General features: G+C 42.4%; 21 protein-coding genes and 2 tRNA genes. 12 read left to right on the plus strand and 11 right to left on the minus strand.

What is annotated here, in order from left to right:
* Positions 1-46: 46 nt before the first annotated feature.
* Together A3K93_RS00565 and A3K93_RS00570 are read left to right on the plus strand one after the other, a co-directional pair.
* Entirely contained in the window at positions 47-1,378 is a 1,332-nt protein-coding gene (locus A3K93_RS00565) for an APC family permease (protein ID WP_067727961.1), read from the plus strand.
* Between the two features lie 54 nt (positions 1,379-1,432).
* Entirely contained in the window at positions 1,433-2,839 is a 1,407-nt protein-coding gene (locus A3K93_RS00570; protein ID WP_404798979.1) for an NAD(P)/FAD-dependent oxidoreductase, read from the plus strand.
* A gap of 68 nt (positions 2,840-2,907) precedes the next feature.
* Here A3K93_RS00570 and A3K93_RS00575 read toward each other — a convergent pair whose 3' ends face one another.
* The 7 genes from A3K93_RS00575 to hisB all read right to left on the minus strand — a co-directional run bounded on the left by A3K93_RS00575 (position 2,908) and on the right by hisB (position 8,655).
* Positions 2,908-3,831, minus strand: a complete 924-nt coding sequence (locus A3K93_RS00575) for a DMT family transporter (RefSeq protein ID WP_067727962.1) — start codon at positions 3,829-3,831, stop codon at positions 2,908-2,910.
* 80 nt (positions 3,832-3,911) lie between these two features.
* Positions 3,912-4,634 carry a 1-(5-phosphoribosyl)-5-[(5-phosphoribosylamino)methylideneamino]imidazole-4-carboxamide isomerase gene (hisA, locus tag A3K93_RS00580; protein WP_067727963.1) on the minus strand — a complete coding sequence of 241 codons (723 nt, stop codon included), beginning with the start codon at positions 4,632-4,634 and terminating at the stop codon, positions 3,912-3,914.
* A gap of 196 nt (positions 4,635-4,830) precedes the next feature.
* Entirely contained in the window at positions 4,831-5,598 is a 768-nt protein-coding gene (locus A3K93_RS00585; RefSeq protein WP_067727964.1) for a hypothetical protein, read from the minus strand.
* A gap of 423 nt (positions 5,599-6,021) precedes the next feature.
* Positions 6,022-6,687, minus strand: a complete 666-nt coding sequence (locus tag A3K93_RS00590) for a 3'-5' exonuclease (RefSeq protein WP_067727965.1) — start codon at positions 6,685-6,687, stop codon at positions 6,022-6,024.
* A 100-nt stretch (positions 6,688-6,787) separates the two neighbouring features.
* Positions 6,788-7,303 carry a DUF805 domain-containing protein gene (locus A3K93_RS00595; protein ID WP_067727966.1) on the minus strand — a complete coding sequence of 172 codons (516 nt, stop codon included), beginning with the start codon at positions 7,301-7,303 and terminating at the stop codon, positions 6,788-6,790.
* Between the two features lie 141 nt (positions 7,304-7,444).
* Complete coding sequence (hisH, locus tag A3K93_RS00600) at positions 7,445-8,062, minus strand: imidazole glycerol phosphate synthase subunit HisH (protein ID WP_067727967.1); 618 nt, start codon at positions 8,060-8,062, stop codon at positions 7,445-7,447.
* Positions 8,062-8,655 (minus strand): imidazoleglycerol-phosphate dehydratase HisB, encoded by a 594-nt coding sequence (gene hisB, locus A3K93_RS00605; RefSeq protein WP_067727969.1) that lies wholly within the window; start codon positions 8,653-8,655, stop codon positions 8,062-8,064. The genes hisH and hisB overlap by 1 nt, the downstream gene beginning before the upstream one ends.
* A 96-nt stretch (positions 8,656-8,751) precedes the next feature.
* Between hisB and A3K93_RS00610 the strand changes: the two genes are divergently transcribed.
* The 7 genes from A3K93_RS00610 (at position 8,752) to tehB (ending at position 13,092) form a co-directional block, all read left to right on the plus strand.
* A complete protein-coding gene (locus A3K93_RS00610; protein WP_067727972.1) occupies positions 8,752-9,129 on the plus strand; it encodes a GNAT family N-acetyltransferase in 378 nt (125 codons plus the stop codon).
* Between the two features lie 192 nt (positions 9,130-9,321).
* Positions 9,322-9,397, plus strand: a tRNA-Phe gene (locus A3K93_RS00615).
* 173 nt (positions 9,398-9,570) lie between these two features.
* Positions 9,571-9,646: transfer RNA gene (locus A3K93_RS00620), tRNA-Phe, on the plus strand.
* A gap of 275 nt (positions 9,647-9,921) precedes the next feature.
* Entirely contained in the window at positions 9,922-10,434 is a 513-nt protein-coding gene (locus A3K93_RS00625) for a hypothetical protein (protein ID WP_067727978.1), read from the plus strand.
* A 238-nt stretch (positions 10,435-10,672) separates the two neighbouring features.
* Positions 10,673-11,176, plus strand: a complete 504-nt coding sequence (locus A3K93_RS00630) for a hypothetical protein (protein WP_067727980.1) — start codon at positions 10,673-10,675, stop codon at positions 11,174-11,176.
* Between the two features lie 173 nt (positions 11,177-11,349).
* Entirely contained in the window at positions 11,350-12,099 is a 750-nt protein-coding gene (locus A3K93_RS00635; protein WP_067727982.1) for a hypothetical protein, read from the plus strand.
* A 120-nt stretch (positions 12,100-12,219) separates the two neighbouring features.
* Positions 12,220-13,092, plus strand: a complete 873-nt coding sequence (gene tehB / locus A3K93_RS00640) for an SAM-dependent methyltransferase TehB (protein WP_067731631.1) — start codon at positions 12,220-12,222, stop codon at positions 13,090-13,092.
* Between the two features lie 73 nt (positions 13,093-13,165).
* Here tehB and A3K93_RS00645 read toward each other — a convergent pair whose 3' ends face one another.
* A complete protein-coding gene (locus A3K93_RS00645; protein WP_067727984.1) occupies positions 13,166-13,648 on the minus strand; it encodes a hypothetical protein in 483 nt (160 codons plus the stop codon).
* Between the two features lie 632 nt (positions 13,649-14,280).
* On the opposite strand from A3K93_RS00645, the gene A3K93_RS00650 reads away from it, so the two are divergent.
* Positions 14,281-14,934, plus strand: a complete 654-nt coding sequence (locus A3K93_RS00650) for a DUF3800 domain-containing protein (RefSeq protein WP_067727986.1) — start codon at positions 14,281-14,283, stop codon at positions 14,932-14,934.
* 59 nt (positions 14,935-14,993) lie between these two features.
* Here the strand turns inward: A3K93_RS00650 and fadA are convergent, their stop codons facing one another.
* Positions 14,994-16,166: an acetyl-CoA C-acyltransferase FadA gene (fadA, locus tag A3K93_RS00655; protein WP_067727987.1), complete on the minus strand. Its 1,173-nt coding sequence runs from the start codon at positions 16,164-16,166 to the stop codon at positions 14,994-14,996.
* Between the two features lie 12 nt (positions 16,167-16,178).
* Positions 16,179-18,332, minus strand: coding sequence for a fatty acid oxidation complex subunit alpha FadB (gene fadB, locus A3K93_RS00660; protein WP_067727997.1), 2,154 nt, complete (start codon positions 18,330-18,332; stop codon positions 16,179-16,181).
* Positions 18,333-18,853: 521 nt separating this feature from the next.
* Here fadB and A3K93_RS00665 point away from each other — a divergent pair.
* The gene (locus A3K93_RS00665) at positions 18,854-19,912 is read left to right on the plus strand and encodes a GGDEF domain-containing protein (RefSeq protein ID WP_067727998.1); all 1,059 of its coding nucleotides are present in this window, start codon (positions 18,854-18,856) and stop codon (positions 19,910-19,912) included.
* A gap of 103 nt (positions 19,913-20,015) precedes the next feature.
* A complete protein-coding gene (locus A3K93_RS00670) occupies positions 20,016-20,441 on the plus strand; it encodes a PH domain-containing protein (protein ID WP_067727999.1) in 426 nt (141 codons plus the stop codon).
* Positions 20,442-20,461: 20 nt separating this feature from the next.
* On the opposite strand, the gene A3K93_RS00675 is transcribed toward A3K93_RS00670, so the two are convergent.
* A complete protein-coding gene (locus A3K93_RS00675) occupies positions 20,462-21,514 on the minus strand; it encodes an AAA family ATPase (RefSeq protein ID WP_067728000.1) in 1,053 nt (350 codons plus the stop codon).
* Positions 21,515-21,630 lie beyond the last annotated feature (116 nt).

The following is a 21,630-nucleotide window of genomic DNA, read 5'->3' on the forward strand; positions in this document are numbered from 1 at the left end:
TGCAAAAGAACAAATAACGAAAATAAATAAATTTTAGGTGACATGCATGGGAAAAGTGCAAAGTTCGTTTAAAAAAATGTCCTTATGGCAAGTGGTCATTATTGGGGTGGCATACATGACCCCAATGGTCGTTTTTGATACATTTGGCATCGTGTCAGGTATCACAGATGGGCGAGTACCATTGGCATATTTATTGGCTTTGTTTGCCATGTTATTAACAGCATTTAGCTATGCGCGCTTTGCCCGCCAAACAGAGAGATCAGGTTCGGCCTATAGCTATACGGCGGAATCGTGTGGGACCAATGCCGGCTTCTTTGTTGGCTGGTGTGCGCTGATGGATTATATTTTATTACCTTTGGTAAATGCCTTATTGGCAGGAATCTATCTTGAAGCGATTATGCCAAGTGTGCCGTATTGGGCTTGGGTCTGTGTCTTTACTGCGCTAGTCACACTGATTAACTGTTTCCGTATTAACATTTTAGCCAATTTAAGCATTATTTTTGTGGCAGCACCGCTGCTTCTGATGTTGGTATTTATCTATCTTGTGGTGAAGGGCATTGGGTCCGAACAAGGCTATGAACATGTACTAACACTTACACCATTATTTAATGGCGATAGCAGTGTTTTACCTTTAGTCGCAGGTGCAGCCATTCTCTGTTTCTCATTCTTAGGCTTCGATGCGGTGACGACCATGTCGCATGAAACCAAAGAACCTAAGAAAAACATTCCGCGTGCCGTGTTACTGACAACTTTAACGGGCGGTGTGATTTTCTTCTCAGCATCTTGGTTTATCCAATTGTATTTCCCAAGCAATGTCCGTTTTAACAACCCTGATGAAGCGCTGCCTGAAATTGTGTTGTACGTGGGTGGGGCACTGTTCCAAGCGGTATTCTTGGTGGCGCAAATTATGAATACCTTCGCCTCAGGTTTGGCAACGCATGCCAGCGCATCACGCTTAATTCACATCATGGGTCGTGATGGTATTTTCCATAAAGGTACTTTTGGGCAAGTGCATGCCAAGCTCGGTACACCGATGTATGCCGTACTTGCGATTGGTTTAATCTCATTAATGGCAATCGTACTCGACCTTGCGACAGTGGTCAGCATGGTGAGTTTTGGTGCCTTGATTGCCTTTACTGCGGTGAATTTTTCAGTCTTTATGAAATTTTATGTGAAAGATGGTCAACGTCACGGTCTTAAAAATATCTTCTTAAATGCGGTTTTACCGTGGTTGTCTGTCTTGGTGATGATGGGACTATGGCTCAACCTTGAAAGTGTGGCACTGATCTGCGGCTGTGTTTGGTTAGCCCTTGGTGTGCTGCTGTTTACGTATAAACGTCTGCGTAAGCAAAATATCGTGATTAGTAGTGCCTATTAAAAAATTGAAATGTTAAATATGTCGAAAATGAAAGAAATGAAGCGAGTAAATCAAATGAATAAGCCAAAATTTGTTGAAGATGTTGAATTCAGAGCCAGTATCAATGCACAAAGTGGAAAAGAGTGGAATTGGCTCAATCCAAAGCATGGGCAGTTTGAACATCCTGCCAACTATTATGAAAGTTCACTTGAAATTGGCCATGAATTTCCTGCATTAAATGCCGATATCGAATGCGATGTAGCTGTGATTGGTGGTGGCTTACTCGGTGCATCAACCGCATTACATTTATCTGAGCAGGGTGTTGATACCGTCTTGGTTGAGAAAAACCGTATTGGTGGGGCAGCTTCAGGTCGTAATGGTGGACAACTTACACCAGGGCTTGCACGTTGGGAAGCGGCGGAAATGATTGAGCATTTTAGTTATGAAGATGCTAAAAAACTGTGGCACTTTACCTCAACCGAAGCCATGGCGTTAATTGATAACATTGCCGATCGTTATGATTTAGAACTACAACGTAAGCGTGGGCATATTACTGCTGCTGTGCATGAAGGGCATTTGGTGGGCTTAACCCAAGGTGCAGATGCACGTAAGTATTTAGGTGAAGATCATACCCAAATTGTCGGTGAGCATGAGCTCAAACAATATATTGCGTCTGAAAATTATTGCGGTGGTTTAATCGATTCTCTTGGTGGTCATATCCATCCATTGGCACTGAATCGTGGCTTAATCTATGGCTTTTGCCAACATGGTGGGCAAGTCTTTGAACAAACTGAAGTCACGTCGATTGAAGAACGTGAAGACGGTATTTATGTGACCACACCATCAGGTGTGATTAAAGCACGTAAAAGTGTGGTGATGGGTGTACATCATGCCTCATTTAAGTTGTTGCAAAAGAACAATCAAACTACGATTCCGTTCTATACCTATGTGTGTACCACAGCGCCATTAGAAGTGGATTTGAAAGAACTTCTACCAACAGACGCACCTGTATACGATACCCAATTCCAAATTGATTATTACCGTGGGGTATCGAAAAACCGTTTATTGTTTGGCGGTGAGGGCACAGGTTCATGTTGGAGTCCTGAGAAAACCCATCAATATTTATTGGGTCGGATCAAGCATGTGTTCCCACAACTAAAAAGTGTTGAGCTAGATTTTGTTTGGAGCGGAACTACTGATCTGACTATGAATGGAGCAGCCGACAGCCGTAAATTTGGCAATAAATTCCCGATCTACGCGGTACAAGGGTGGAGTGGACATGGCGTGGCACAAACCGTGCGGATTGGTAAAGCCATAGCGGATGATTTTTGTGGCAAAGCCGATGACTTTAATATGCTGACCAGCATTCAACATCAAAATATTTTGTTTGGTCGCGCATTGGCACCCGTCGTGATTCCGATGGCAAAAACTGCTTATGGCTTAGGTGCTTTGGTGAACCCAGGCAAGATGGTGTCGTTCTAACCTTAAAGAAGTCCCCCCTTTGTCAAAGGGGGATTTAGGGGGATTCATAGAGGTAGCGTAGAGAGATTTTATTGAGCTAACTTATCTTCAGTTTTATGTTTCAAAAACTTCGGTTTCCATTCACTTAAAATCACACCGATTACCACCATGAATCCACCAAGCAAGGCAAGCGCGGGTAAACGCTCACCCGCGAGCCGACCAAAGAGACTTGCCCAAATGGGTTCACCGGCGTAAATAATCGCAGCTTGGGATGGATCGACCATTTCCTGTGCCCAATTCATCACAAGTTGAATACATGCGCTGGCAACCCCTAAACCGACAAGAATCCTCACTAAATGGGGATGAAATTCAGGTAAATGCTGTTCACCTAAGAGCGGTGCCATCATGAAACAAAAGATTGAGGCAAAGATCAGCTGTAAAACAGTCACACGTTGCGTATTCACTTTAGGCGCAAAGTAACTAATAAAAATAATTTCCAGTGCAATGGCAACAGATCCACAAATAGTGAGTAGCTGCCCAAAATTCAGTTGGATTGCACCAAAACCATTACCTGTTAAAAAGACCAATCCCATAAAAGCACAAGCCGCGCCGATCCACGTCATTACATGCGGTGTTTTACGAAATAACAGCCACAACAAGATCGGCACGAGCGGTACATAGAGTGCGGTTAAAAAAGCCGATTCACTGCTGCTAATGGTCTGAATGCCAACAGTCTGTGTACCATAGCCTAATGCCATGACAGCACCAATGGCTGCACCTGCAAGAACTTCTTTGAAATTCATTCCTTTGAGGTGTTTGTATGAAATCAGTGTGACTGCAATAGCCGCCATCGCAAATCGTAAAGCCACAAATAAAATGGGACTACTGAAACTGAGTCCATATTTCACAATCAGAAAAGTTGTGCCCCAAATGAGGGTGATCAAAATTAAAGACAGCTGCGGTAATTTTTGCTTAAACCACGAGGGGGAGGAACTCGCTAATTGAGCAGACATGGGAGAGATGACCTAATGAAAAAAATCAAAAACAAAAAGAGGTCCGAAGACCTCTTTTATTGCAAAATCAGTGAATTAGATTAAGCGTCTAATACAGCTTGAGCTTCACGAAGGTTTAAGGTGCCTTCATAAATGGCACGGCCAGTAATCGCACCTAAAATACCTGGTTGACCTTTCAAGCCGTGAACATCATCGATATTGGTCACACCACCAGATGCAATCACAGGTAAACCTGAATAGCTTGCAAGATTCACAGTTTGTTCAATGTTTACACCTTGCATCATGCCATCACGTGCAATGTCAGTATAGACAATGCTTGATACGCCAGCATCCGCGAAACGTTTTGCAAGTTCAGTCGCTTTAACGTCAGTGACATTTGCCCAGCCATCGGTTGCGACCATGCCATTCATAGCATCAATGCCGACAATGATATGACCGGCAAATTGTTTACATGCTTCTTCAACAAACTCAGGCTCTTTAACGGCTTTTGTCCCGATAATCACATAAGACACACCTGCATCTAAGTAATGCTGAATCGTTTCAAGTGAGCGAATACCACCACCGATTTGAATTGGAAGATTCGGCTGCGCTTTAGCAATCGCTTCAACCACAGGCTTATGAATTGGCGTACCTGCGAAAGCACCATTCAGATCAACCAAATGCAAGCGACGCGCACCTTCGTTAACCCAATGCTGTGCAGTTGCCACTGGATCATCAGAAAATACAGTATCGTCTTCCATACGACCTTGTTTTAAACGGACACATTTGCCATCTTTCAGGTCAATTGCAGGGATGATCAGCATGCTTTCGCTCCTGGCCTAATCTTCGAATGAATTTTGAATGGCAGTCATCTTAACAAATAAAGCGCAATTGTCTAAATCTAAAAACTAAATCTTATATATGAAAAAAACCTGTCATTCGACAGATTGGAGTGAGTTTAGGGGCTTCACATTATTTTTATCCAGCTTGTTATTGTTCTAAGAGGTCAAAATACACGTTTTAGCCAAACTGAAGAGGAAGATTTAAATCCAATTCAATATTTTTTAGCTGTGTACCTAAATCATAAAGTCCATCATTGACACTAACGACAGTATTGCCAACGGTTGCAACGACATCACCCGCGATTGGAAGTGTGGTCAGTGTGTTGGTCACAGGCGCTAGATCATCGAGTAAAGCATCGAGCGTACCAGATACATCTTGGACAACACCGCCAACACTGCCCACAGGATCATTCAGTAAACCTGTCACTAATTCTAAAGGCTGAATACTCGCGACATAATCACCTGTTTCAGCAACGAAACCTGAGAGATTAGAACTGGTTTGTCCAACTGCGCTGATAAGATCGCCAACAACAGGAAGTGTGGTTAAGGGTGCCATGATTGGTGCGGTCAAATCGAGAGCACTGTCTAAAATATCGGAAACGCCTCCTAAGGTTTGTCCAATTAACGCAGTCGAGCCATTCAGAGCTGTATCTACACCGCCTAATAGATCACCTGCAATGAGTTGGTCTGAAATTGCATGTACGCCTTCACTGAGTCCAGAGATCAGCCCTGTACTTATATTTAACACGGTACCTACCACATCACCAATCACTGGTAAATCACTCAGAGCATCCGTCAATGGTGCGGTCAGTGCTGATACAGTTTCGACGACCTCATCAATTACAGTGATGACGGCTTTGGTGAGTAATCCTACTGCTTTAGTAATGCCTTGAAACGCCAGTGTAAAGACGCTACTAATTTTCCCACTACCCAATAATGTTGCCATGATGTGTACCCTCGCTAATATTTTGATTGACCACTCATCGGTGGAAATTTGTTGTACGTATCATGTTTTAGCAAACTTTTGAGAAATTAAAAGGACTTAAAATACACGTGTACAATAAATTGAATTTTGGATATGAAGAAATTTGAATGGAATCAGTTATCTAGAGGTGAAATTTGGTTTTGTGAAAAAATGTAATTAAAAAACAATAATTTATGATGTTTATTTTGGTGCTTTTGTTCACCTTTGGCATTTTCATTGTGCAGTTTTCACTTCAATTCATCATCAAAGGGTCAGTTTTGCTTAAAAGTCAAAAAAATTGATTTAATGTTAAACAAAATCGTCCTGTGAAATGCCATACGATAGGGCAAAATCGAATTTACATAAGTTTACAGCGGCAAAAGAGGATTCGCTCAAGTGATGTACTTAATGGCGATCTGTCCAAGAATGCAAGCGGCTGTGTAGGCGAGAATCTTGGCTATTATTTGAAAGAATACCTAAGCGCACCAATTCTTGAAAAATCACTACACAGGCATAGGCATCTGCCGCGGCATATTCAATTTGTGCCTGAGTTAAACGGGAGTTTGACCAATTGGACGTGCTGATTTTTTTTGACTTAGGAAAGTTTTGTTTAAACAGCAGTGCGATGGCATTTTTCACACCAAGCGGCGTTTTGATACCGAAACTCGAAAAGCATTTTGACAGTTCAACCACACTATTTAAAACAATGCCTTTTTTACGAAATAGATGCGCATCATTTTTCAGTCCAAACCCAATTTTAAGTTGAGCAGGATTGGCAAATATTGGTGTCAGGAAAGCCCATATTTCAGCATTCATTTGAAATAAATACGCTTTATTTTGCGTTGCTAACTGAATGAGATGAGGGCCGGTCTGGATTTCACCCTTACGAAATGTCGGCTTGGACTCAGAGTCAAAACCAAAGTATTGAGCTTGGCAAAGTTCATCCTCAATAGCTTTACACCCTGCCAAATTATGAATCACCACAATATGTTCAAAACCTAAATTTTGAAAAAGTGGATATTGAGCGATTTCTTCTTTACTGGGTAAAACTTGAGGCGTTGTTAAATCCATAAGGACAAGCTCGGAATTATTGCCAAATCAGCTTAAAGGCAGATGCTTATTTCAGCAAGCTCTCCTGATCAACAACGTATTCATTTTATGGATGAATATTTTATTCATTTTCAGCCTTATGGATGTTTGACGGTTTTAGCATAACTTGGTGATTATCATATAAGGCAACAGCAAAAACACTCAGCAGATAGATACTCAAAAGCACATAAATAAGTGCGAGGAATTTCTCCCACATTTGAACAGGTCGAGGTAGACCATAGCCATTCGCGTCTAAATCACCTTTGGTACAAGTGAGATAAAGCATAAACAGCAGATTTAAAATAGGGATGACGATCAATACACTCGACCAGCCTGAATGGTTCAGATCATGCAGACGTCGAATCGTAAAAATCACGGAGTAATACAGCAACACTAATCCATAAATCAGGACGATGGGGTAGACAAGCCAAAGCATCCATTGCTGATAATTATGGGGATGCAGAAAGGGTGAGGTAGCGATTAAGGCAAGTGCAAGTGGAATCAGCCATAGCATGAGTATCATTTGCCATGCCAGCCAGCTACAACGGCTAAAGCGTCCGTGCGGAGAACGAACGGAATGTGGATTGTTTTGAATCATTCATTATTCTTTTTATTTTGAATGGATTGATGATAGACGGTTTTGAGAGCAATCGAAATACGTTTGATCTAAAAAACTAATTCAATATTGGAGCATAAAAAAAGCCCGCATATGGCGAGCTTTTTAATTGGGAACAGGAAATTAGATTTTCCATTCCACAAAGTTTTTGAGCAGTTGTAAGCCCGCAGTGTGACTTTTCTCAGGGTGGAACTGCGTTGCAAACAAGTTTTCTTTATGAATTGCAGTGCAGAACTCTAAACCGTAGTCACAGGTTGCAGCAACGATACCTGCATCTTTTGGCTCAACATAGAAACTATGAACGAAGTAGAAACGCGCATCTTGTTCGATGTTGTTCCACATCGGGTGGCTTGGGTCAGCTTGATGAACTTGGTTCCAGCCCATGTGTGGCACTTTTAAGCCGTCTACATCAGGGAAGCGTTTAACTTCACCTTCAAAAATACCCAGTGCATCCGCACCGCCATTTTCTTCAGAGCGTTGCATAAGCGCTTGCATGCCGACACAAATCGCAAGCACAGGCTTATTAAAGACTGCATTACGTACCACGTCATCAATGCCAGCTTCCTGCATGCCTTGCATACAGTCACGCATTGCACCCACGCCCGGGAACACAATTTTATCTGCTTGCGCAATCAACTTTGGATCATTGGTCACATCGACAGTTGCACCCACATGTTCAAGTGCTTTTGCTGCTGAGTGAAGATTTCCCATGCCATAGTCAAGAAGGGCAATACGGGTCATTACAATGTTCCTTTCGTTGAAGCGACTGTGTTGGCAGCACGTGGATCAATTTCACATGCCATACGAAGCGCGCGCGCAAATGCTTTAAATACGCTTTCGATTTGGTGATGGCTATTTTTGCCTTTCAAGTTATCAATGTGAAGCGTCATCAGTGAATGGTTCACAAAGCCTTGGAAAAATTCAGAGAATAAATCCACATCAAAACGACCAATCATAGAACGAGTAAATGGAATATCCATAAACAAGCCCGGACGACCAGAAAGATCCACCACAACGCGGCTTAAAGACTCATCTAAAGGTGCATAGAAATGACCATAGCGTTTTAAGCCTTTTTTATCGCCAAGCGCTTGCGCAAATGCCTGTCCGAGTGTGATCCCGCAGTCTTCTACGGTATGATGATCGTCAATTTCCAAATCGCCATCACAATGAATATCAATATCAAACAGACCATGTCGCTTGATTTGATCAATCATATGATCTAAAAATGGAACACCAGTGTTTAAAGTGCCTTGACCAGAACCATCGAGGTTCAAACGAACTCGAATTTTGGTTTCGTTGGTATTTCTTACCACTTCACTGATACGATCTGTCATAGACACGTTCCTCAAATACGTCAAAATGATTGATGTAGAAAATATTTTCGCCGTGACGACGTCACCGCATATTAGATTGCTCAGGAGGGTTTATCAATGCCTATTACCGTACATGCCTATACTTCGCTTGAAAATGAAGAAGTACGCAGCCAGCTTGAGCGACTGTATGACACCAGTCCTGAATTTAGTGATGGGACAGATGCCATTGAACAACTAGAGCAAAACTTAGCACAGTATACCTCACTTTATACCGCTGAATTTAATACTAAAGTCATTGGTGCAATCTGGAGCAGTGGTCAGGGCGAAAGCCGCCTACTGCAAAATATTGTGGTGCATCCTGCCAATCGTGGGCGCGGGGTTGCCGACCGACTGGTAAGTGAAGTCTGCCGTATGGAAGAAGAAAAAGGGGTGAAGCATTTTGAACCGGGCTGTGGCGCAATTCACCGCTGCTTAGCGCATTTAGAAAAAATTTAAAAAATCAAAATTTTAGAGCAGCCTTTGGGCTGCTTTTTTTATTTTGGATAAGTCTAAAATTTAAAAAATGCCTTAAAACGCTAGAAAAATGAACGATTGTAATAAAATATGAGTGAAATTTATGCGGTTGAAATAAATAACACTTTTCACGCTTGACGGCACAGCAGCAAACCGCTTTAATACGCCTCATCCGGCGTGATAGCTCAGTTGGTAGAGCAACGGATTGAAAATCCGTGTGTCCCCAGTTCGACCCTGGGTCTCGCCACCATATTCAAAACTTATTTAAAGTTTCAATCCCTGATCCCATCAGGGATTTTTTTTATCTGTGCTTTTTATGTGTGGATAAAATATTTAAATACAGCTTAAAAAGTATGCAGTTAAATATTTTTTTTACAATTAGCATTGACTAATGTTCCGAGATACGGCTTAATACACGGCATCGGCGTGATAGCTCAGTTGGTAGAGCAACGGATTGAAAATCCGTGTGTCCCCAGTTCGACCCTGGGTCTCGCCACCATATTCAAAAAAACCTCAAACACTGTTTGAGGTTTTTTTTCGCCTGTCATTTTGTCATTCAGCTGAAAACAGTGGTTTTGGCTCACTATCTAGCTTTCAGACATGAGTCCATGCTTTGCTGACTTTCAGGACAATTCACATGAGTTGCCATTCATCTGAGCACGCATGAGTTATCCCATTAATCAAGGTAATCTAGTAGATAAGAATATTGGAAATTGACTGGATCATCATCAGTTACAGCATTTGGGTCATCAATAATAGGGGAAAGGCAAGCCAATGAATATCATGAAAATGTCTATATTCGGACTCATGCTCGGTGTTTACAGCATGGGAACACAAGCCGAGGACGAGCAAGCGGTCGTGACTCTGCCCACTCTGACCGTGATGGCCGAACCTGAAATGAGTAATGAAACCGGCTATGTACCTTTTGTACAGGAAGAAAAGAATCTGCGAGCTTTACAGCATCAGGTGATTCGTGGAACCCGGGATGCAGAGAATTTCATGGTCAATCCTGATGTGGTGGCAAACCTCGAGATCCAGCCCATAGATCTAGATTCACTGTCACCGGCACTACAGCAGTATGTGCTGACCATTGCCCAGGGACTGCAATCCAGTGATCCAACCCAAGGGTTATATACCATTCTGGAGAATTTTGGCATTGATCGGAGTAATAGCTTGCAGCCAGATCGCAATATGAAAATCCAGATCAATCTGGACAAGGTGAATATCGACTTGCTTGAAAATCACCTGAATTTACCGCCTGTTATGCAATTACCGAGGCAGCCCTGAAATACTGTTCAATGCTACCTATCCATCCCCGCCAGTCGGGGATTTTTTATTACTTGAATTTACGGTAAAAGGAGCATGAATTTCTAATCGCCCTCTTAAAACCAGCATCGAAAGATACGCCAGTAATCATGCTGAAATGACCGTGTATCAATACTCACAGTAATGCTGATCATATTTACACAAGTTTAAGGAACAATAAGGTCTCTCCCACTGAAATGACGATGCGGAGGTATTCCTTATGCGTCCCCTTGCCACAACTTTCCTCATGTTAATGAGCCTGTTTTCTGTACTGCATCTGGTCAATGCACATGCCGCACCAGACCCAGTTACGTTACCGACACTGACCGTGATGGCAGATCGTGAATTGCGTGAAGAAACAGAATTCATGCTGCCGCTGCAAGAACAATCCAGCCAGAAAAAGGCGTTAAAGATGCGAATGATGAAGATTGAACGTGAATTGCAGGACTACTCGGTCAATGCTGATTTTGCGGGTGATCTCGACATTCTACCCAGCACCAATCCGGCACGACTGGATAGCCTGCCACCGGGGCTGCAACAGTATGTGCAGGCGATTGCGGATGGCTTGCGCTCAGCGGATCCACGTGAAGGTGTTTATCTGATGCTGGTGCCTTTTGGCATTGACCGTAATGTAAGTAGCGTTCAGGCCGCTCGGGAACAGTTTAACCTGAATAACATCGACCGCAGTCTGGTCAATGAATGGTGTGCAGTCAATGCTTGTTAAGCCGCTACCAGCAGGCGACCCAGTCAGTTTGAAATGCAACCGTAAAAATGATGATTTAAATCATCTGGCTACTGCTTAGGGTTTTTGTATAGCAAGATTGCTTTTGGTTCAAAAAATCAGCATATTGGTTGAAAGCTAATCTAATTTAAACCCATTGCAGAGGGAATATTTGCATGCCACGTGTCTTTATTATTCTGGCTGGTGCGACCGTGGCGGTCTTTGCCTGGTTGTTCTATCAATATACGGTACAGCAACAGCATAAAGCCGAGCTGATCGAATATGAAAGCGTCCTGAATGAAAAAACGGCTGAGATTTTTGAGCAGGCGCAAGACTGGAGCATTCCAATCCAGCTAGAAATCGAAGAGGACCGTCTGGATGGCGATTATGCGGTCATGGCCGAATATGTACTTGGACAGATGCGAGACCGCGCAGAGGAACGCAACCAGTATTTACGTGATCTGAAAGCAGCGAATTGGGAGCGTTTCCTGGACATTGATCGTTTGGAAAAGGATCAGGCGCAAGGCTATAAAGAAACTGAGGCCATGCTCAAGCAGGTACATCAGATTGTGCAGAATTATGAGCAGACCATTCAGCACCGAGAAGAGACCCAGATTAAGCAGGTCAAGCAATTGGATATCAAGCAGCGTTATCGTCAGCAATTGGCCCATAACCTGAAAGCGACCCAGCAGGAAAGTGATGCTTATGCCATCTTCGAAATTGAAAAGCAGAGTCTGGCCAAGGCTGATCAGCTATTTGCCTTGCTAAAGAAGTATAAATGGGAAAAACGAAACCGCATGTTTATGTTCCATGATGAGAAAGCGGTTCAGCCCTTTATCGCGCTATATAAAGATATTGAAAACTTGAATAAACAAATGCAGCAAATTAAGACAAAAAATCAAAAAATTGTCGAAGAAGCCTTGTAACAGCAAAGTGCTATTTGTCTGTAAGCCATCTTGAGCATGGCAGCAAAAGCATAGACATGTTATAGATAAACAGAGATTTAACAGCTAAATAAAATGGCACAACAACAGGAGCAATGCTGCATGACCCAGGATCTCGTCTGCTACAAAGAAATGCCGATCTGGACACAGGAGCGTATTCCGCAGGGTTTCCAGCGTCCGCATAATACCAAGACCGGCACCTGGGCCAAGCTGACAGTGTTAAAGGGTGAGCTGACCTTTGCCTTTGTCAATGAAAATGGCGAAATTCTGTCGACACATGTATTTAGTTCTGAGCAGCAACCACCGATGATCGAGCCACAGTGCTGGCATCAGATTGTTTCCAGCAGTCCAGATGTGGAATGCCAGCTGCGATTTTACTGCAGCAAGCAGGACTACTTTGCTAAAAAATATGGCCTGACCCCAACCCATTCTGAAATGGTGATGGCAAAGCCGTATCTGACTGGCGGACGTGCGCTGGATGTGGGCTGCGGGCAGGGCCGCAATGCGCTGTATCTTAACCAGATGGGTTATGAGGTAGATGCCTGGGATGTCAATCCGAATAGTCTGGATAAACTCAAGCAGATCATTGCGGTAGAAGGCATTCAAAATATTCAGGCGGCACAGCGGGACTTGAATGCTGATCCAAGCATTTCTGGCAGCTATGACTTTATCTGCTGTACCGTGGTGATGATGTTCCTTGAAGCCCAGACCGTTCCAGCCCTGATTGCCCAGATGCAGCAGGCGACCAAGCTCAATGGCTATAACCTGATTGTCTGTGTCATGGATACCGATGATATTCCGGCTCAATCAGACTTTCCTTTTGCTTTTAAACAGGGTCAGTTAAGCGAGCTGTATCAAGGCTGGAAGTTGATCAAATACAATGAAGATGTTGGTGAATTGCATCGGGTGGATGCACAGGGGAACAGAATCAAACAGCATTTTGCTACGATGCTGGCGCAAAAAGTTTCCGCTTAATTTTTGAATATTTAAAAATATCAGCAATAAAAAAGGATGTCTTCTGACATCCTTTTTTGTTTAAAGCGTTAACTTATGCTTTTTTAAACCAAGAGAAGAAACCTTTTTTCTCAGCTTTTTCTGTTGCTTTTACAGCAGCTTCAGCAGGTGCAGCTTTTGCCGCTTCTACTTTTTCAGCAGCTTCAGTTTTTACAGCTTCTACTTTTTCAGCAGCAGCGTCTTTTACTTCAGCAGTTTGTGCTGTTGCTTCAGTTTTTACAGCCTCAACTTTAGCTTCAGCAGCTTGTTTTGCTTCAGCAGGTGCAGCTTTCACAGCTTCTACTTTTGCCATTGCTGCTTGTTTTTCAGCTTCTGCTTTAGCAGCAGTTGTTTTTGCTTCAGCTTTTACAGCTTCAACTTTTGCTTGAGCAGGTGCAGCTGCTTGTTGAGCTGTTTGAGCCGCAACAGTTTTTACTTGAGCTTTAAGGGCAGCAGCAGGAGATACGATTTCAGCAGCCATAGCAGATGCAGAAGTGGCAACGATTGCAGTTGCAAGGATAGTTTTAAGCATGTTCATTGTACGCCCTGTTGGAGAAAGGAGAATGTATCGGGCGATATGATACGCTTATGAGATTTAAGTTGATGATGAATAAGGTTTTAATGGTTGAATATTCAACTAATTTTACAAAGGGATAACATTGAGATCATGCCAAACCTATGTTTGGTGTAGGTATTCTTATATTCATTAAACAACGCTATCTTTATTTAGAACCCCTGACGTGAATTTAAATAGCAAAGTCAAAATGTCAGAAAATTAGGTAATAGCTGATTTTAATTTTATACATTGAGTTGTTCTCAGCGACAGGGGAGAGCAAAGTTTATTGTTTTAATATAATGAATTTATGCGCTGAGTTTCGTTGCTGCTTTGCTGTGGATGTATGCTATTAGATTTTTACAGCTATTATTAAAGATTACTTTTAATTCAATTTGTTGTTATTGATAGGTCATTATTTATCAAGTGTTAGCATTGTGATATTGTGTGTAAAACACACATTTGATTTGTTATTGACCTATTGTTTTTTTGACAGTATTCCTTATAATATCGATGTGCGAGTAAATCCTAGTCTAACTGCGACGCTCTTATGAGTATCGTTAGCGTCATTAATTGGCGTCAGTCCTAGGGGTCGCACTTTTTTTTGCCTTAAATTTATGAATATAAATATATATTTAGATGAAAGTGGTGATTTGGGGTGGACATTAGATAAGCCTTATAGACATGGTGGATCTAGTAAATACTTAACGATAGCGGCATTAGTTGTTCCTAGTGAACTCACTCATATTCCCAAAAGATTCATAAAAAAACTTTATAAAAGAAATAAGTGGAATCCTAAGATAGAGAAAAAATGGTCGGCAATGACTAATGAGGAACGTAAAGATTTTGCATATAGAGCAAAAAAACTTGTTTTAGATCATGCTGAGATTAGATTTATTTCGATTACTGTCAAAAAAAAGAATGTTTTACCGCATATTCGTTCTGATGCAAATAAATTATATAACTATATGATTAAAATGGCTTATTTAAATGAAATGAGTCGTGCTGAAATTGTTCATTTTATTCCAGATCCTAGATCAATAAAAGTGGAAAGTGGTAATAGCCTACATGACTATTTACAAACTGAATTGTGGTTTCAAAAACAGGTTAAAACACGGCTAATTACCAATCCGATTCCAAGTGATCAGTGTTCGAATTTACAATTTGCAGATATGTTATCGGGAATTGTTCAGGGTAACTTTGAAGATAATAGCTGTGATATTTTTAATATCATTTCTGATGTTTTTAGTTATAAAACGCTATTCTTCTGATAATTATAAAAAAGAAACCCCGCAATAAGCGGGGTTTCCTTTATCGAGGTATTTAAGAATTAAACACGTTCGATGATTGTCGCGATCCCTTGACCAAGACCGATACACATCGTTGCAAGACCGATTTGCGTATCTTGTTGCTCCATTACGTTTAGAAGCGTAGTCGTGATACGCGCACCAGAACAACCCAATGGGTGACCAAGCGCAATCGCACCACCGTTCAAGTTCACGATGTCTTGTTTTTCATAAAGACCTAAACCTTTAAGCACTGACAAGCCTTGTGCAGCAAATGCTTCGTTAAGTTCGATGGTTTGCATGTCTTCAATTTTAAGACCAGCACGTTTCAATGCTTTTTGCGTTGCAGGAACAGGACCAAAGCCCATGATCGCAGCATCACAACCTGCAACTGCCATAGAGCGAATTACAGCACGTGGCTTAAGACCAAGCGATTGCGCACGTTCAGCAGACATCAATAACATTGCAGAAGCACCATCAGACAACGCTGAAGACGTTGCAGCAGTTACAGAACCACCTTTCGGATCGAATACTGGACGTAATGCTTTGAATGCTTCAAGGTTTGCATCAGGACGAATTACTTCGTCGATGTCGCAAAGCTGTTTAAAACCGTTAGCATCATGACCTTCAATACCGATAATTTCGTTCTTGAAACGACCTTCCTGAGTTGCAGCCCAAGCACGGCGGTGAGATTCCACACCAAACGCATCCTGTTCTTCACGCGTAATGCCGTTCATACGACCCAACATTTCAGCGGTTAAGCCCATCATATTAGACGCTTTTGCATAGTGCTTAGATGCTTCTGGGTTCAGGTCGATGCCGTGCATCATGCCTACGTGACCCATATGCTCAACACCACCGATAATGAACACGTCGCCTTGACCTGTCATGATTTGTGCAGCAGCCGTGTGGATTGCTTGCATAGAAGAACCACACAGACGGTTTACCGTTTGACCTGCAACAGTCTTAGGTAAATCAGCCAATAACGCGATGTTACGACCAATGTTCATACCTTGCTCTAGGGTCTGGTTCACACAGCCCCAGATCACGTCTTCAACTTCGTTGACATCAAACTGGTTACGAGCAACAAGTGCACGTACAAGTTCAGCAGAAAGGCTGTCAGCACGTACATTGCGGAACATACCATTTTTGGTTTTACCCATTGCTGAACGTACGCCATCAACGATGACAACGTCACGTGGATTTAAAGTAGCCATTCACGTTGCTCCTTAACCGTAGAATTTTTTGTTGTTAGCAGCCATGTCACGCAACATTTGTGGCGCTTCATAAGCCTTACCTAAGTGTGCGTATTTGTCGCAAAGCGCAACGTACTCAGCTACACCTGTTTGGTCAATGTAACGGCATGGACCGCCACGGAATGGAGGGAAACCTACACCCATGATCATCGCCATATCTGCTTCAGATGGTGTCGCCACGATGTTGTCTTCTAGGCAACGAACAGTTTCGTTACAGAACGCAAGCATCATACGGTCAATGATCTCTTGAGGATCAAATTCACGTTTTTCAGATGTTGCAACAGAAGCCACAAGCTCGTACGCAGTTGGATCAACCACTTTGGCTTTCTTGCCTTTCTTGTCCAATTCGTATTTGTAGAAACCAACGTCATTCTTTTGACCAAGACGTTTGTTTTCGTACATGACTTGGATTGAACCTTTGAAGTCAGGCTTCATACGGTCAGGGAAACCTTCTGCCATCACTTCTGCACCGTGAACGCCAGTATCAATACCGACAACGTCCATCAAGTAAGCAGGGCCCATTGGCCAGCCGAATTTTTCCATTACTTTATCGATTTGCTGGAAGTCAGCACCATCTTTCAGTAATAGGTCAAATGCACCGAAGTAAGGGAACAAGACACGGTTCACAAGGAAGCCCGGGCAGTCGTTGACAACGATTGGTGTTTTACCCATTTTTTGAGCAAGCACGACAGTCGTTGCAATTGCTTCAGCAGACGTTTTCTCACCACGAATCACTTCTACCAATGGCATCATGTGAACAGGGTTAAAGAAGTGCATACCCACGAAGTTTTCAGGACGCTCTAGGTTTTCAGCCAAACGTGTGATTGAAATCGTAGATGTATTAGAAGCAATGATGGTGTTTTCACGCACTTTTGCTTCTGTTTCTTTCAGTACGATACCCTTAACTTTAGGGTTTTCAGTCACCGCTTCGATCACGATGTCCACTTCTTTAAACTCATCATAGCTTAGAGTTGGACGGATACGTGCAAGGGTTTCACCCATTTGCGCAGGCTTCATTTTCTTGCGTTCAACTTGTTTCGTCAGAAGTGTATTCGCTTCTTTCATACCTAAAGCAAGTTGTGGGTTACCAATGTCTTTCATGATAATTGGTGTGCCTTTGCTTGCCGCTTGGTAAGCAATACCACCACCCATGATCCCTGCGCCGAGAACAGCCGCTTGGTTGACAGGGTGTGCACCTTTCTCATATTTCTTCGAAGTTTTCTTCACGATTTGGTCGTTGATGAATAAACCAATCAACGCACCTGCTTGTGGAGTTACCGCAGCTTTTGCAAAGCCTTGCGCTTCAACTTTTAATGCGTCGTTACGTGGAAGGCTTGCACCTGCTTGTAAAGAATCCAGCATCAATTTTGGTGCAGGGTATTGAGCAGGGTTTGCTTTCGCAAGTACCGCACCTTTCGCTGTATTGAACGCCATCATTTGCTCAAGCATGTTGAGTTTTACAGGCTCTAATTTTTCTTGGCGTTTTGCTTTCCAGTCTAAACGACCAGAGATTGCTTGTTTCACAAGGTCAATCGCAGCATCTTGAAGTTTGTCTGCAGCAACCACCGCATCAACAGCACCGTCTTTCAGTGCAGCAGCAGGCTTTTTCGGGTTCGCCATTGCCATCCATTCAACAGCATTGTCGATACCAATCACACGGCTTAAACGAACTGTACCACCGAAGCCCGGGAAGATACCGAGTTTGATTTCAGGTAGGCCAACTGCAGCCGCTTCTGACATCACACGGTAGTCACAAACGAGGCACATTTCAAAACCGCCACCCAATGCTTGACCATTGATTGCAGCAACTTTAGGAATCTCTAAATCTTCAAATGAGTTGAAGATGTCATGAACAGGCAGTGCCCAGTCCACAATCGCTTGTTCGCCTTGTGCGAAGTTCGCGCCAAATTCGGTAATATCCGCACCTACGATAAACGTAGATTTGCCAGAGGTTACGATTAAACCTTTGATCTCAGTGTTATTTTTTACTGCTTCAATCGCAGCTTTAAAATCTTCAATCGTTGCACGGTTAAATTTGTTGACCGACTCACCTTGTAAGTCAAAGCGGAATTCTGCAATTCCGTCCGAAAGCATTTGGACGGTAATGGCATTGCCAGCGTGGATCATGCCTGATCTCCTTTATTTTGGAGGACTTCTAAGTTGATGTTGTGAAGCGTTATGCGCGATTCCTGCGCATATTTATGCTTCGCCAATCTTACGATAACTATAGCGAAAAAGAACATAACAAGTTGTATCAAGCCGTGACGCAAGGGTCATCTATTTTTGACAAGACCACGATGCCTGCTATGTCTTAAGCCGTAGCTTAGTTTTTGCGAAATGATCGAAAGATTTTGTTTCGATTCATTATTTTTGCAGAAGCATGGCGTTATATATTGGGTGTAAACATTACATTTCAAGCAGAATAGATTTTTAATGGCTGTCAAAAAAGTCAATTGAGTCTCATTTTTCAATCTTCTTTGATGCCCATGCATGCTTCTGATCAAAACAGTTTGAGCTTTTGTATAGGTTTGGTTGCTAAACAGGACACTGATCGTTTTTTGCTGTGAACAATGTTGTGCAAGTTTTAATATATTTTCTTTGCATCATTCGACGCTGGCTGTTTCAGTTCAAAACAAAAAAGTGCGCGTATGAAACCAACCGATCAAACCTTAATGCAGCAAATGCAGATTTCACTGCTCGATATTGAGCGGCGTAAGCAATTGTTGGGCTTGGATGAAACTGAGCTGCTGGCATTGTCACGTGTGCGTAGCATTGTGGAACCTGAGCTGGAACACATGATTGCGAAGTTTTATGACTTTCAGACATCGGTTCCCGAAATTAATACTTTAATTGGTGATGCAGATACTTTGGCACGGCTGAAAGTGGCGCAGCATCAATATATTCTCGATTTGTTTAGTGGTTGTTATGACAGCATTTATGTTAACACTCGGCTGAGAATTGGTGTGGTGTATAAACGTATTGGGGTAGAGCCGCAGTTTTACTTGGCGGCGATGCATCATCTCAAAACGCATTTATTCGATTTCATTAAAACCACCATTACTGAGCGACATTTATTACGTCAAACTCTAAATAGTTTAGAGAAACTGTTTATGTTTGATATGACCTTGATATTTGAGACTTATGTGTGGAGTCTCATGAATAAAGTGAACAGTTCTAAGGATAAATTACAAGAATATGCGATGGCATTAGGGGTGCATGCGCAGGAGATGGAAAAACTCTCGAGTATTGATCCGCTGACAGGTTTACTCAATGTGCGCAACTTGATGGTGATTTTAAATGAAGTGCTTTACCGTTCGCAGCAACAACGCCAGCCACTCACCGTTGTATTTATAGATATTAATGACTTTAAAAAGCTCAATGATGAGTTTGGACATTTATATGGAGATGAAGTCATTCAGGCTGTTGCACAGGCATTGAAGAAATATGCGCGTGAGGAAGATTATTGTTTCCGCTATGGTGGCGATGAATTTTTGGTGATTTTACCGAATTGTACTGAGCAAAGTGCACAGGAAAGTTTTATCCCTCGGGTCATGAGTCAAATTGAACATTTAAAAAATCCTGTCACTTTAAGTGTCGGTGTACATCAAACCGATGAAAAAACAGGATATCTGGATGGAGCACGTTTAATTGCGACCGCAGACAATAAAATGTATCAGATCAAAAAAAGCCAGAAAATAGGTCATTAAACCGCTTCAACGAAGCCGCATAAAATGAATTCCATAATATTTTTAAGGGTATCTTATACTCTTAACGCTTTCACGCTAGAATGCAATAAACGTGGAGGCATCTATGCAGCGATTTGGTTCAAAAAAAGAATGGTGGGTGGTGGCATTTGTCATTTGTTTATCGGGCTTACTGATACAACTTTTGCTGACCATGTATGCACGAGGAACCTTGCTGCACTATCCAATTCATTCGGCAGTTTATTTACTTACTATTGTTCTGATCTGGTGGCCGTTATTAAATACCACCTATCGCATTGACTCGCATCATTTGTATATTCGTAGCCTATTTTTTAATTGGAAGATTCCTTTAGAAAATATTCAATCGGTGAGCAAAACTAATTACTTTGTCACTGCGCCTGCCTTGTCCTTAGATCGGTTGAAAATAGAATATCTTGAACAGGATCAAACCCGATCTGTGATCATTTCACCGAAGAAACAGCAGATGTTCATACAGCACTTACAGCAGGCGATACCGCATTTAACCAAATAGAGCGATTGCCGCTTTAGCAACTAGGAAGGCTCGTTTATTTTCCATGTGGCATCCACATAGTCCAAATGTAGCTGCTGCTGTTCAGGATGCTGTAAAAAATAAATTGCGAGTATCGGTTCAAGTTCGGTACGGATTTTGCGAGCCAAATGGCGTGCGCCGTAACGAATGTCATGGTCTTGATAGAAATAGGCTTTGGCGCGGTCAGTTAGCTGAATCTGACGTTTTTGATGTTGTAAGCGTTGATTGAGTTTGCTCAGCTCAATGTCGACCAAACGAGGCAGCGCATCGTTTTGTACCGCTTGATAATGTAAGGTGCGATCAATGCGGTTTAAGAATTCAGGATCAAATTTACGCTGCATCACCTTAGAAATGATTTTTTCTGTAGGCATGCGTTTTAAACAGATTTGCTGCACTTTTTCAGGTAAATAATTCAATTTGTCGAGATATTGCTGAGCCGCCTGTGCACCGACATTACTGGTCATAAAGATCATGCAATTGCGAAAATCGATGGTTTTGGTCCCTGCGGTTAAGGTTAAGCGACCTGTATCCAAGACATTCATCAGTCCACGAATGACTTCATTCGAGGCTTTTTCTAACTCATCAAAGAGCATAATGCCGGGGCGGGTATGTGAGCCAGCAATCGCAGTTTCATCGAACAGGCTATGACCTTCTTTAGAACCCACATATCCAGGAGGCGCACCGGTCAGTGCGGCCGCATAATGTTCCTGTGCCAAAGTATTCATATCTATGCGGCAAAAAGCATCTGGACGCCCATAAATGGCTTCAGCAATTAAGCGTACAGTTTCGGTTTTACCTACACCGGTTGGGCCGAGCATGAGTGTCACCGACAACGGACGTTCAGGACTAGAGAAATCGGCTTTGACCACATGCAGCATTTTTTCTATTTCATTTAATGCAGCATCCTGTCCAATAATGCGTTCGCGCAACAACGCCATCACTTCACGCGGTTCAAAGTGAAAACGCGGTTGAATCATCAAACGATCACGTTCTGAAAGGGTATTATTTGATTGTATAGCGGCTTTAGGAGCGATCACGTGATTGGGCGCGGTCATGGGTCAAACCTCAGGATTGAACTAAATCAGCATAGCAAAGTTAAAACTTGAAAATTATAGCTTTTAGCAATCAAGTCATTGTTAGAAAACATCAATCAATATATGAATCATTCAAT

Origin of the sequence: Acinetobacter sp. NCu2D-2 (genome assembly GCF_001647675.1) — a bacterium.
Lineage (GTDB): Bacteria > Pseudomonadota > Gammaproteobacteria > Pseudomonadales > Moraxellaceae > Acinetobacter.